Origin of the sequence: Psychrobacter jeotgali, assembly GCF_904846315.1 — a bacterium.
GTDB classification, from domain to species: domain Bacteria; phylum Pseudomonadota; class Gammaproteobacteria; order Pseudomonadales; family Moraxellaceae; genus Psychrobacter; species Psychrobacter jeotgali.
The window spans coordinates 1684743-1698386 of the sequence record NZ_CAJHAF010000001.1 but is presented as its reverse complement, the minus strand read 5'-3'; the positions used below and the strand labels follow the sequence as shown (position 1 = coordinate 1698386).

Below are 13644 nucleotides of genomic sequence, written 5' to 3'. Positions count from 1 at the left end.
TTATAAACTGTAAACGATAAAAAACGATCAGCTGACGCGAGTTTGATAATCGCCTGTACGAGTATCGACGCGCACTACTTCACCTTGCTGAACAAATAGCGGAACACGAACGACAGCACCAGTCTCTAAAGTTGCTGGCTTGCCGCCACCGCCAGAAGTATCACCACGCACGCCGGGATCGGTTTCGGTGATTTCTAATTCAACAAAGTTTGGCGGAGTGACAGACAAAGGCACGCCGTTGAATAAAGTAATGGTACATAGATCATTACCGTTCTCTTTGAGCCATTTTATGGCATCGGCTACCGCGGTTTTGTCGGCTTGGATCTGCTCAAAGCTCTCTGGATGCATAAAGTGCCAAAATTCGCCATCGTTATACAGATAGTTCATCTCAGTATCTACGACATCCGCAGCTTCTAAGCTTTCGCCTGATTTGAAGGTTTGCTCCAATACTTTGCCACTGCGAAGGTTGCGCAGTTTGACACGGTTGAACGCTTGTCCTTTGCCAGGTTTGACAAACTCATTTTCCATGATGGCACACGGGTTGCCATCGAGCATGACTTTTAGACCGGCTTTGAATTCATTGGTAGAAAAACTTGCCACAAGAAACTCCTAATAATAGTTAGTGGTGCGATAGATGGGCAACGGCAGCGACTGCTAAAAAAGCCCTTACTCATAAATATTTTACTAAAAAGACCACACTCACTGATAAAGTAGCACACGTATGTTTTGATAGAGCACTGACGATTTGCTTATTTTGCGTATAATGTTGGCTTTTAGGTATAAGTATCAGGTGATCATGATAAACCATTTAATCACACAAAAAAACTGGCAGACACAATTATCCACAGTCATTACCTCAGTTGATGAGCTGCTTAGCCTGCTGAATCTTGAATCTTTGCGTACGCAAATCTATATACCCGCTCATTTTGAGCTGCGAGTGCCGCGTGCCTTTGTGGGCAAAATGAAAAAGGGCGATGCCAATGACCCTTTATTACAGCAAGTTTTGCCCAATAAGCAAGAACAATTGGCAGTCACCGGTTATGTAGCCGATCCTTTAGCAGAGAACGAGCAGAATCCTATCCAAGGGTTATTACACAAATACCAATCACGAGTGTTGCTAACCGTCACTGGGGCCTGTGCTATCCATTGCCGTTACTGCTTTCGCCAGCATTTTGATTATAGCGCTAATATGCCAAAGTCCGAGGCAAAAGACAATATTAAGGCTTATATTGCTCAGCATCCCGAAATTAACGAAGTAATTTTGAGTGGTGGCGATCCGTTGAGTGTTTCTAATCGGCGGCTATTTGCTTGGCTGGATATTTTGGAGTCTATGAGCCAGTTGACGACCATTCGTTTACATACTCGTTTACCGCTCGTTATTCCAGAGCGTTTGGATAATGAGATGTTAGAGCGCTTAGCCCAGAGCCGATGTCAGATTGTGATGGTGGTGCATTGTAATCATGCTAATGAGATAGACAGTAACACCGCTGAGTATTTGCAGCGTGCTCGTAGCGCTGGTATCACTCTATTAAATCAGACAGTGTTATTAGAAGGTATTAATGATGATGTAGCCACTCAAGTAGCGCTAAGCCAGCGTTTATTTGCTGCAGGTGTGCTGCCATATTATCTGCATGTATTAGACAAAGTGGCAGGTGCCGCTCATTTCGATAAAGAGGAAGCCGCAGCGGTGCAGCTTTATTGGCGATTGCTAGCTGAGCTGCCAGGCTATCTGGTACCAAAACTGGTACGCGAGTTGCCGAATCGACCATTTAAGGTGCCGATAGATATTTACAAACAGGTGTAGAGCCTTCATTATAGGCAGGATAACTATCGGTTTTAAGGTAGGTAAGCTTTAGCCAGCGGCACCATTAGGGATAATGATCATGATCTATAGTATGAGGACGTATTTATGTTCAGCATGACAACGTTCAAAAAGTATTTTTCATCAAAAAACGCTTTGATAGGTCAGCCGCACCAAGCTATGAGTGATCAAGAGCAGCAGCTACTCGTATGGGCCGCCAGTTTATCCGCTCAGACGCAGGCTCAGCAAATCCAGCAATTGGAGAAAATACTTACCGCCCTTGCCGCTATGGATCTAGATGATGAGCAGCGCTTAGCAGCAATTAAAATTGTTGAGACGGCGGCAAATCGCCTAATCGCTACGCTGCATAAGCATTATATGTATGAGCAGGGAGGGTTAGATACAGAGCAGCTGCGCTTAATGGATAAGGTCAAAACACTTTACTATCTAAAAATTGCTGTTTACGATAAGATTTTGCAAAGCCAATGTTCAGCGCATCCAGCACTTAGAAAACACCAGCGAAGCTCTATAGTCAAAAATTGGCGGCCACTTTCAATTCATAAATCGACACCACTACTACTAGCAATAGCTATCTATTCTCAGCAGATTAACTATCAAAAGCTCTTGGTTGAAGCCGCCAGCTTTTATCAAAAACCACCCCCGCATCTCTGGGCTGCGCTTAATAGGCTTTACCGCTTAGCCTGTCAATTTGATATCGCTCAGCTAAACTTAACTCGTTATGTAGTCAGTCATCCTGTGCATACCGCCGATAGTATTCATCAGCTTTATAGTCAGATGTGCCTGCATAGTTTATTAAATGTCCGTGCTATGAGTAGATCTAGTATTCTGCTATTGCAGCGTTTGTTACCGATCTGGTCAAGGTATATCAGTGCAACTATTGAACCGCAAACCAAAACGCGAATATTTGTCGATCTGCAAAGTGATCGTCCTCCCAGTTATCTGACCACAGAGACTACGATTAATCCTTATAATGAGCGCCACCAGTGCTTATTTATTGAGCTTAAACCTTTAATACAGTATTTAGAACAGTCTTTAAATAAAAATAAAGCAGATAAGTCCCATTTAGCTCAACAAAGTGCTGAATACCTTTTGATCATTAAAGTTTTAAAGCTGCTTAATTACCGTTATATAGAGCGTCAGCATACTATTGCTGCTAAGCCTAATAGCAAACAGCAGGCGATAATGATTACTGGATTCCATCCTATTCATTATCATGTTGCTGGCGAGCAGAGCTTTATCCGTTTGATTGCTGCTGAAAAGCTACCTGCCGAACAGCAGCCATGTTATGAGACGTATGAGACGCAAATGAGCTCTGCTAAGCTCATGTCCGAATTTGCAGTAACTGCCCTTGATAGTATTAATAATAGCAATGATAACAGCACTGATGTCAGCTCACCCTTTAGCGTGCTGAAATTATCCGCTACTACTCATATTTTTCCAAGTAATCAGCCCAGCACTCAAGTGCCGCCGTTAAGCGTGCTAAAACTATGTTTATTACACCGACCTAATAACAATAGTAAGCTTAAATGGTCGCTTGGTTTGATACGTTGGCTTAGTCTCGAGCATCAGCCGATTGAGGTGGAGTGGGAGATACTCGGGCATACTTTGAGTGCCTGTGGCCTAGGTCTAGAGAGTTATAGTGACTCAAAGATGAGTAAGAGAAAAGGTAATAGTATCAACTTTAAGAACGGTCATACTCGTAGGGTAAGCTTTGTCCCTGCCTTTATAGTCGCAGCTGATGACCAGCTAAAAACCAGTCCTAGCTTAATAATGCCTACGGGTCATTTTTATGCTAATGATAAGGTTGTTATTCGAATAGGTACAGAAGAAAGTAGGCTACAATTAAAGCAATGTCTACTGAGTACTAAAGAGTTCAGCCAGTATGGTTTTGTCAGACTTTAGGTTCAATAGGGATATAACTGGATCTAATTACTAATGAATAACCATGAAAAAAGTAGCTAGGACAGTATTAAAACAAAACCATATCATGGTAAGCTTACGTAAATATTACAATAAGAAAACGTAAAAGGCCTGTTATGTCCGCTCATTCTCTGCTTAACCTGTTAGTTATTGATGATGATCAGCTTTATGCTGAGCGTTTAGTTACTATGCTATGTGCTTATTATGATGAGGTGAATTTAGGCTTTTTAGATGACAAAGAAGAGCTGGACAAAGCGCTACGTCAGCAGTGGGATGTCTTGGTATTTGGTAAGGCTTATGATATGAGCTTTACTGATATCGTTGGCACCTTACAAGAGCAAAATATTGATTTGCCGATGATGGCTCTTGAGAGTGAGGCAACTATTGACCATAATCGCAACGAGGATGGACTACCTACGGTCATTGATGAGAGCATGGTTAAAACATTGGTTACCGATGAGATAAATTCGGTCATTATTGCAATACGCTTACAGCATGAGGGCTTACGCACCCGTCGCCAGCTTAAAGCCTTACGTCACGTACTCTCTGAAGCCGAACAGCGCGCTAATATCTTGATTAAGAACTCTAAGAGCGCAGTAGCTTATATTGATCAAGGTATTCATATTTTTGCCAACGAGCCTTATTTGGCTTTGTTTGGCTTTGAGTCTTTGGACAGTTTGCTTGGTATCTCCATTATCGACTTGATTGCCGGTAGTAATAATGTCAAAGACTTTAAGCAATTTTTACGACAGTTCGATAAAGGTAGCCGTGAACAAGTTGAGTTTAATTTTGAAAGTCGGCGTATGGATGGCAGTACTTTTGAAGCTAATTTGCAACTGGCAGCAGCGACCTATGAGGGCGAGCCGGTCATTCAGATTATCATTCAGCAAAACAATAATACTGCAGAGATTGCCCAACGTTTAGCACAGGCTGAGCGCCAAGATAGCTTGACAGGTCTGAGCAATCGTCGAGGTTTTGAAGAGCATTTGGCAACCATTTACCAACAAGCTCAGCAAGGGTTACTCACCGCTAGCCTTTTGTATGTGCAATTGGATAATATAGGCAAGATTAGTAGCGGCTTAGGCCTACAAGGGGTTGATGCTACCACTAAGCAGGTGGCGGATAAGCTTCAGCAGTTAGTAGATAAAGGATATATTAGCCGTTTTAGCGATACTGCCTTTACTGTTTTGGTCGAAAATCAGTCCATACAAGCGATAGAGCGCTTAGCTGAACAGCTGCGTACTGGTATTAGCGATATGCTCATTGAGGTGGAAGCACGCACCACTACGACCACTGCTAGTATCGGCGTGATCAATATTGATCGGCATTCACCACCGCCCACTGATCTGCTTGATCGAGCAGTTGAGGCCATCAATCATATTAGAATTGAGACTGCCAATCATGGTGATGCTTATCATGTATATGACCCAAGCACCCATGCCAGTAGTGATGACAAGGCATTGGCTGAATCTCTAATCAATGCAATTACACATAATCAGTTTGAGCTCCTCTATCAACCTATCTATGATATTAATACCGATCGCAGTGATTTTTTTGAGGTCTATCTGCGCTTACCATTAACCGATGCTGATAATACTGTGTTGACCCCAGATCAATTTATGACCGTAGCAAAAGCGCATCAGCTCCATGAGAAAATAGACCGCTGGGTACTGATTAATGCTTGCAAACAGATCAGTGAAATCCGTAAAGTGCAGCCGGACGCCCGACTTTTGGTACAATTGACCAGCGGCTCTTTGATCGATAAAAAATTACCTCAGGTAGCCAGCCAATTAATCAAGGCTATTGGCGGCGCTAAAGGGGCGCTTACCCTGCAATTTAATGAACAAGATATCGCCAATCATTTGAGCCTAGCAAAAACTCAGTTTGCGGCGCTCAAGGCGGTTGATTGTCAGTTAAGTATCAATAACTTTGGCACTGCGGTTAAATCAGTAGAAGTCGCTGAGTTTACCCAACCTGATATGACCCGTTTGGCTCGTAACTATATGGAAGATATAGAAAACGCCAATAATTTAGAGTCTATCAAGGCGCTGATTGCCAAAACCAATGAATTGGAAGTTGATGTGTTGATGCCTTATATTGAAGGGGCTGCTACCATGTCGGTAGCTTGGAGCGTGGGCGCGCGCTACTTGCAGGGCTATTATCTACAAGAACCAAGCGCAACCATAACTCTGGGCTAATGCTCAAACCGCCCTAATATCTATCTTGTTTCACTTACTATCGTGCTTCACTTATTATCTTGCGTAACTTAATATCTTGCTTTGCTCAAGAGTTACTGCTCTTAAAGCGTTGCTGCTCTTCAATAGTGAGCACCTTCCAAACTATAAACTATAATTAAGATTAAAACATGATATCTCGTAATTTTATAATGCTATCCAGTCAGAAAAAACTTTTTAAAACCGCCTTAATGGGTGCCTTGTCCATCAGCATGTTAGTGCTTAGTGCCTGCGAAAAAACGCCGCCTGATTATCGTGATGCAGTGACTTTGCCCGTTTATACTCAAGGTGATGCTGATAATGGAGCGCTTATCTATGAAGACGCTTGTGGACAATGTCATCAACTGACACCCGGGCTGAATAAAAAAGGCCCACAGCTCATGAATGTATACGGCGCTCCAGCTGCCAGTTTGGCCGATTATGACTATAGTGAAGCACTACAGACCTCCGGCTGGGTGTGGGATGCGCAAACCCTTGATCCTTATATCGCGGATGCTGAAGAAGCGCTACCGGGCTCAAAGATGCTCGCAGATCCTATGCCTGATGCCAGCGAGCGGGCAGATGTCATTGCTTATCTGTCAACGCTGCGGGCTGATCCTCCAGTACTTGAAGAAGTGGACAGCACGGCCGAGCAGGCACCAGCTCTTGAAGAGGGTGTTAAAGCTAATAACGAAGCTAATAATAAAGAGGCACCGACAGCAATGACCAATGAAGCGGTCGAAGTACTAGACGGCGCCGCTCATAAGCCAGCCGCAGATTTTCAGTAAAATGTTCTACAGACCCTAATAAAACAGGTAACAAATAATGCGTCAAAATGGTGTTCATAAAAGTCATACTCCGATGAGCCATGCCTGCCAAAGCTCGTCGGCTATTGATAGCAGCAGTAACAACACCTTTCAATCAAATATAGACGCTAGATCAGCGCCTGACTATACGGCGAATCAGCAGCAGATTGCGCAGTTATTAGGCCTACTCAATCAAGTTATATTGGATAAACCTGAAGTTATCAAGCTCGCACTTAGCGCTATGCTGGCAGGGGGACATCTACTATTGCAAGACTTGCCCGGTATGGGTAAGACCACTTTAGCGCAAGGGCTGGCGCAGTTATTAGGGCTTAGCTTTAGCCGAGTGCAGTTTACCAACGATATGCTACCAGCCGATATCTTGGGCATGAGTGTCTACGATCCAGCTAAGCTTAGTTTTGAGTTTCGTAAAGGGCCTATCTTTACTCAATTACTCCTCGCTGATGAGATTAATCGCTGTAGCCCCAAGACTCAAAGCGCTCTACTTGAAGCGATGGAGGAGCGGCAAGTCACTCAAGATGGGCAAACCTATCTATTGCCGAAACCGTTCTTTGTCATTGCCACCCAAAACCCTTTACAGCAATCAGGCGTCTACCCTTTGCCTGAATCGCAACTGGATCGGTTTTTGATGTGTTTGTCGCTAGGCTATCCATCGCCCGCCGCTGAACGGGCGCTACTGCAAGGTCAAGACCGCCGCGAGCTCCTATTAGAGTTGGATGCGGTGTTGGATACACAGGCGGTGCTATTGGCGCAGCAAGGCGTGCAGCAGGTTTATGTGGCGGAGGTGGTACTGGATTATTTACAGCAGTTGGTAGCCAAAACCCGTGTCAGTCAGGAGTATCATGGGTTGTCACCGCGCGGGATGTTATCGCTACAGCGTGCCGCTCAGGCTTATGCGTATGTTTCTGGGCATTTAGAAGTGACGCCTGAGGATATACAAGCGGTATTTGCTGCGGTAACTGATCATAGATTAGGACAACCTTTTGTACCGATGTTAAATGGAGGTGGACAAGCGGCGCAAACCATTGCTGAGCGTATTTTGGATGAGGTGCCTGTAACGTTTTAGGGTGCTATTTGAGTTACTTTTTCCTTTATGCGTGCTGGTTTTATTTAGGATTGACTATAGTAGCGCGTTTAAATCTTCTATATAAGCGTTTTACTTTCAGCTGACTATCTAGCTATTATTTCTAACTTTTTTGAGTGCTGATTATAACAATAACAGGATGGTCATGAAGGTCTTACCACGAGCGTTAACGGCACCCATAAACTTTGTCTCTGCTGCTGTCTCTGCTGCTGTCACTGCTGCATTGTCAGGTTGGTTCGCTAAACGTGCACCCAAAAATGACAGTACCACGCTCAATTTGCGCAACGTCTATATCTTTTTTAGTCGTGAAGGGCTGCTCTTTGCAGTGCTGCTAATCATTACCTTTGTTGCGGGTATCAATTATGGTAATAATTTAGTACTGGGTTTATGCTTTTATTTAATAAGCGTTTGGTTGGTTAGTGTTCATATCACCTTTGCTCACCTGTCAGGTCTGCAAGTGCGTTTGCTCGATGTCACGGTAGCAGAAGCGGGCGAGCCGGTTTGGGTTACTTTGCAGCTACGTAGCGAAAGTAAACAGCCAAGGCGGCAGTTGGTGCTGAGCTTTGACCAAGGGGCAGAACAAGCCTTAAAAGCGTCTAAAAAAGCGCGTAAGAAAAATCTGCAAACCCATAGCCCATCACCAACCCAAAAAAACAACGAGGTTGATAAAATAAATAGCGCAGCCAGTAGCAAGGTGGTCGTTGCAAGTTTGCACGATGAGCAAACTATTCGTATGCCTGTATTTACTGAACGTCGAGGGCGGTTTGAGCTCCCAAGACTACAAATCAAAACGGTTTATCCGCTCGGTATCATGCGTGCTTGGTCGTATGTTTATTTTGCGCGAACCACTTGGATTTATCCAAAGCCCCTAGCCTTTGACTGGCAAGTACAACATAGCGCTGCCAGTTTGGATGAGCTACCGACAGCTGGGCACTATAAGCAACAGCTGCAGGGTCAAGATGACTTTGAGCGTTTGGATAATTATATTGAGGGTGAATCCTTGGCGCAAATCTCTTGGGCGCATCTGGCACGCGGGCAGGGCATGTTGACCAAGCACTTTGCTGATCCTATCGGTCATGAGTTGATGCTAGATTATAGTGCTATGCCCGCCGCCAATCATGAGCAAAAACTTGCACAATTGGCTTATGGCGCCATTACTTTGGGTAAGCTCAATGTGCCTTTTCAGCTGCAGCTGCCTAATGACACTCATACAAAACCTGTCATCGGTCATGGCGAGTCGTTTACGCAAGTGTGCTTGCTAAGGCTAGCAAAAGCGCCATGACTAACTCTAAGTCCACTGGTAATTTTTCCTCAAAGGCATCTTTAGCCAACCAGCCGGTAACGACTGACTTTGAACGCTTGGCGTTAGGTCAGTCTAGTGCTGTAAATAGGGCTAGCGTAAAAGATAAATGGTATCGTAAGCTGTTGGCGCTACCCGCCTACTATTGGGTGCTCATCACTCAAGTCATCGTTATTCTCCCTCATGCCGCCCATCTACCGTTATGGTTAATGGGTTTTGCAGTAGTAAGTATCACCGCACAGCTGCCCTTTATCAAAGCTAAGTTGCAAAAGACAAACCACTTCAAGAGACTCTACCAAAGCGTGCAAATGCTGGGCTTTCTTATGGGGCTGGCAGGGCTATGGTTGACCTACCAAACGGCATTTGGACTCGATATGGGGGTGGCGTTTTTAGTACTATGTTTGGTCAGTAAGCTGTGGGAACTGTATAAACGCCGCGATGCCTATGTGGTATTGAATTTATCATTGTTTGTACTGGCTGCGCTGTTTTTGATGGATCAAAGCCTAATCGCTACTGTAGAGGTTATCCTTGGTACGATGGCGGTATTGTTGGCATTTATTGCGGTCAATGATGATGGTAATAGACGTGGTGAGGGGCGTTTGCGGACTTTAGCGCTGTTAGGGGTGGGCGCGCTGCCATTACTCGTGGTGTTGTTCTTATTTTTCCCAAGATTACCGCCATTATGGTCGGTACAGTTGTCTGGACAGCAAGCGACAACAGGGGTTTCTGACAGTATGTCGCCGGGTGACTTTGCTAATTTGGGGCAGTCAACGGCGCTGGCCTTTCGGGTTGAATTTGATGACAGGCGACCACCGCAAGGACAGCTTTATTGGCGTGGCTTAGTTTTTAGTGATTTTGATGGTATTACCTGGCGTCCCAATCAGCGTCAACGCCAATGGCAGTGGGAGCCAAATCGGCAGATGCCCAACTGGATGAAGCGCGCCCTAACTACCGCTACCGATAAGGACAAGCTTGCGCCCATTAATTATGAGGTTATCTTGGAGCCTACCCAGCAGCGCTGGCTGTTTGGGCTCGATTATCCCTTTGCCCAGCAGCAAGCGATTAGTATTACCTCCAACTTTACCTTACTCAAAGATCAACCTATCACCCAGCAGCTGCGTTATAAGGTCTTGCGTTATGCGCCCATGCATATCGATCCTATCCTAGATGACTATGATCGGCGCATCAATCTAGCGCTACCTGCCGAGGGTAATGCTAAGTCGCGCAAGCTTGCCAAGCAGTTATTTGCCCAAGCTGGGGCGGATCCAGTTCGCTATATGAGCGCTATTGAGCGCTGGATCAATCAGACCGAGTTTAGCTATACCTTATCACCGCCACGGCTTGATCAAGACCGTATCGATGCGTTTTTATTTGAGACCAAAGCAGGATTTTGTGAGCATTATTCCTCCAGCTTTACTTTTATGCTGCGTGCAGCTGGCATCCCAGCCAGAATAGTCACCGGCTATCAAGGCGGCGAGCCTAGTCGTAGCGGCGGCGTCTGGGAAGTCAGGCAAATGGACGCTCATGCTTGGACTGAAGTTTGGCTTGAGCGACGGGGCTGGGTGCGTATAGATCCCACAGCTTTCGTCGCGCCTGAACGGGTGGAGCAGGGAATGGACGCGCTAACTCAGCAGCGTGGAGCTTCCTTATTCGGGGAGGGCGCAGGCGCGCAGATTAGCTATCAGCAGTATCAGATGCTACAAGCCCTGCGGCGTTTCTCTGATCAAGCCAGTTACTATTGGCAAAAAGACATCGTCGGCTATGATCAGGATAAACAGGCAAACTCGTTGTTTAAATGGTTCAATATCAGCTCATTTGCCCAGCAGATGGTTTGGCTAACGGCTACTACCATTGCCGTGATGATGATCGTGATATTACTGATTTGGCAGCACCGGCGTAAGCGTTGGCATCCGGTAGATTTGCCTCTAGCGCGGTTGTCTAAACGTCTAAGTAGGCAGGATAAGCTACTGGCTCGAAATGATAATGAAGGGCAACTGGCTTGGCTGGATCGGCTGGCAAGTACGGCTATCAAGCCTGATAATGACCAACAAGCTAAGGCATATATAGATGATATCAAGCAATATTATCGTCAATTACGTTATGGGCAACTTAGTCAGTTTGAAGCTAACCATGAAAATTATAAGCAAGCTTTAACTCAGTTCAGGCAAAAGGTACAAAGGTTAGCCGCGCTGTTAAAGCGATAGCTATTATTAAATTGGCAATACGCTAAAAATATAAAAGCATTTATTAAGATAAAATGCTTGCAAAGTCTGCAAAACTTGCTAAAATGCTCAACCTAAATAGGCGTATAGCTCAGTTGGTTAGAGCGCCACCTTGACATGGTGGAGGTCGCTAGTTCGAATCTAGTTACGCCTACCAAATTTTGAAAGCCCCAATCATAAAGATTGGGGCTTTTTTTATGCCTATAAAATAGGTGATGTAGCGGAAAATAGATTATTTAGCGAATAAACCCTTAAAACAATCTCAATAATATTGAAGTAATCATTAATAGATATTGAAAAAAAGCTTGCAATGAACAGCTGTTGACAGCATAATTTGACCATTATGAAAACGGTGGCTTTATGTATAAAAGTATCTTTAATATCAATAGCGTAGGTTATACTTGGTGCTTTTTATCACTAAGTATAGCAACTGTTCTCACCAGTATGAGTGCTCAGTCGATCACCCCTGAGCAGTATCAAGAACAGCGCACCGAAGCGTTGCAGCAACAGCAAATCATCAATCCTAATGTCAACATCGATACTAACGCTTTTAAAGCAGCACCTTCGACTGCTATAGCCCCTTCTGCTACTAACAATATTGACTTAGCTTCAAGTCCCTGCTTCGATATTAATAATATCTATCTAACCGGTGAGCTAAGTGAGCAATTCAGCTTTGCACTGACGCCGTTTACCATGGGTAAGTCTTCACTGCTAGGCAGTTGTCTGTCGGTCAATGATATTAATCAATTAGTCACTAACGTCCAAAACCGCATTATCGAAAAAGGCTATGTGACCACCCGCGTGCTAGTAAACAATCAAAACCTTAAATCTGGCAACCTATTTCTTACCCTCATCCCAGGCCGCATCGATCAAATTGTTGCCACCGACATTAAAGCGTCCCGTCCTATCTATACTGACGGTAGTGGTAATCCTGCCAACTTTGCACCAGCCATGCCGATGCGGTCCGGCGATCTGCTTAACGTGCGCGATATTGAGCAAGCGCTTGAGAACTTCAAACGGGTACCGACTGCTGATGCCGACTTTTCTATTGCGCCAAGTACTCGTTTAAGCGCTCCAGGCTATAGCGACATTCAAGTGCAATGGCAACAGGATAAACGCTGGCGCTTATCGGCTACGGTTGATGATTCAGGGCAAGATAGCACTGGTGTCTATCAAGGTAACGTAACGCTATCACTAGACAATCCAACATGGCATAACGATTTGCTCTATCTGTCCTATAACCATGATCTCGATGGTGGTAATGAGGATAGCGATGGTAGCTGGGGCTATAACGTCGGTTATGTCCTGCCTATTGATAATACCCAACTCACACTGACTCACAGCGGCTATAACTATGATCAAACCATTGCTGGGGTCAATCAAGATTACGTCTATAGCGGTGAGTCTTACAATACCGATGTACTAGTAAGCCATTTAGTGCATCGTGATAATCACAGTAAGACTTACCTGAAAGCGGGCGGCTTTGCCAAACAGCAAAATAACTATATCGATGATACGGAAGTAGAGGTACAGCGCCGCAAAACCGCAGGCTACAAAGCGGGCATTGGCTACGAGACTATGATAGGTAACACCCAATGGATCGGCGATGTGATCTATCAGCGCGGCACCGGTGCCTTTAATGCCATCAGTCCGCCTGAGGCGTTATTTAATGAAGGTAGTGCTCGCGCCGGTATCATCAAAACCAATATTGATGTCAATCAACCTATCAAGCTTGCTGATAAAGCACTCAATTACCATGCCACCTTTAAAGGTCAATATGCCACAGAGGCATTAGTGCCCAACGAGCGCTTTATCATTGGTGGTCGCTATAGCGTGCGAGGCTTTGATGGCGAGCGCAGCTTAAGTGGCGATCATGGCGCGCTACTTAGACAAGAGCTTAGCGCCTATTTAGGAGATAAGCCGCATGCCATCTATGCGGGTATTGATGCCGGTTACGTCAAGCTTGATAACGAGGCACAAGATGACTTACTGCTCGGTGATCATTTGATCGGCGGCGTGGTTGGCGTTAAAGGCTATGTGACGCCATTACGCACTAGCTATGATTTATTTGCCGGCTACCCGCTTAAGCAGCCTGACAACTTTAGTGACAAAGATTGGGTGACCGGCTTTAGTCTTGGCTGGCAGTACTAGTTGCTGTCAGGCATATCACTAAACCGTCTCAGTTATAAATTAGTGTTTCTTAAAAACTATTAGCTTTAGCACTATCCAATATTTGTTATACCCCTATATCTCAAAGGA

Annotated in this window: 9 protein-coding genes and 1 tRNA gene; 9 read left to right on the top strand and 1 reads right to left on the bottom strand. The window is 44.9% G+C overall.

Annotation, left to right across the window (positions count from 1 at the left end):
• Positions 1-27 precede the first annotated feature (27 nt).
• Positions 28-600, bottom strand: coding sequence for an elongation factor P (gene efp, locus JMX18_RS06805; RefSeq protein ID WP_201586130.1), 573 nt, complete (start codon positions 598-600; stop codon positions 28-30).
• A 196-nt stretch (positions 601-796) separates the two neighbouring features.
• On the opposite strand from efp, the gene epmB reads away from it, so the two are divergent.
• From epmB to JMX18_RS06760, 9 genes are all read left to right on the top strand, one after another.
• A complete protein-coding gene (gene epmB / locus JMX18_RS06800) occupies positions 797-1804 on the top strand; it encodes an EF-P beta-lysylation protein EpmB (protein ID WP_201586128.1) in 1008 nt (335 codons plus the stop codon).
• A 105-nt stretch (positions 1805-1909) separates the two neighbouring features.
• Entirely contained in the window at positions 1910-3724 is a 1815-nt protein-coding gene (locus JMX18_RS06795) for a hypothetical protein (protein WP_201586126.1), read from the top strand.
• A 134-nt stretch (positions 3725-3858) separates the two neighbouring features.
• Positions 3859-5940 carry an EAL domain-containing protein gene (locus JMX18_RS06790; protein WP_201586124.1) on the top strand — a complete coding sequence of 694 codons (2082 nt, stop codon included), beginning with the start codon at positions 3859-3861 and terminating at the stop codon, positions 5938-5940.
• A gap of 167 nt (positions 5941-6107) precedes the next feature.
• Positions 6108-6743, top strand: a complete 636-nt coding sequence (locus tag JMX18_RS13245; protein ID WP_265088815.1) for a c-type cytochrome — start codon at positions 6108-6110, stop codon at positions 6741-6743.
• A gap of 37 nt (positions 6744-6780) precedes the next feature.
• On the top strand, positions 6781-7845 hold the full coding sequence (locus JMX18_RS06780; protein WP_227674586.1) for an AAA family ATPase: 1065 nt from the start codon (positions 6781-6783) through the stop codon (positions 7843-7845).
• A gap of 163 nt (positions 7846-8008) precedes the next feature.
• The gene (locus JMX18_RS06775; protein ID WP_201586122.1) at positions 8009-9145 is read left to right on the top strand and encodes a DUF58 domain-containing protein; all 1137 of its coding nucleotides are present in this window, start codon (positions 8009-8011) and stop codon (positions 9143-9145) included.
• A complete protein-coding gene (locus tag JMX18_RS06770) occupies positions 9142-11367 on the top strand; it encodes a transglutaminase family protein (RefSeq protein ID WP_201586120.1) in 2226 nt (741 codons plus the stop codon). The genes JMX18_RS06775 and JMX18_RS06770 overlap by 4 nt, the downstream gene beginning before the upstream one ends.
• Before the next feature lie 98 nt (positions 11368-11465).
• A tRNA-Val gene (locus tag JMX18_RS06765) sits at positions 11466-11542 on the top strand.
• A gap of 203 nt (positions 11543-11745) precedes the next feature.
• Positions 11746-13536, top strand: coding sequence for a ShlB/FhaC/HecB family hemolysin secretion/activation protein (locus tag JMX18_RS06760; protein WP_201586118.1), 1791 nt, complete (start codon positions 11746-11748; stop codon positions 13534-13536).
• Positions 13537-13644 lie beyond the last annotated feature (108 nt).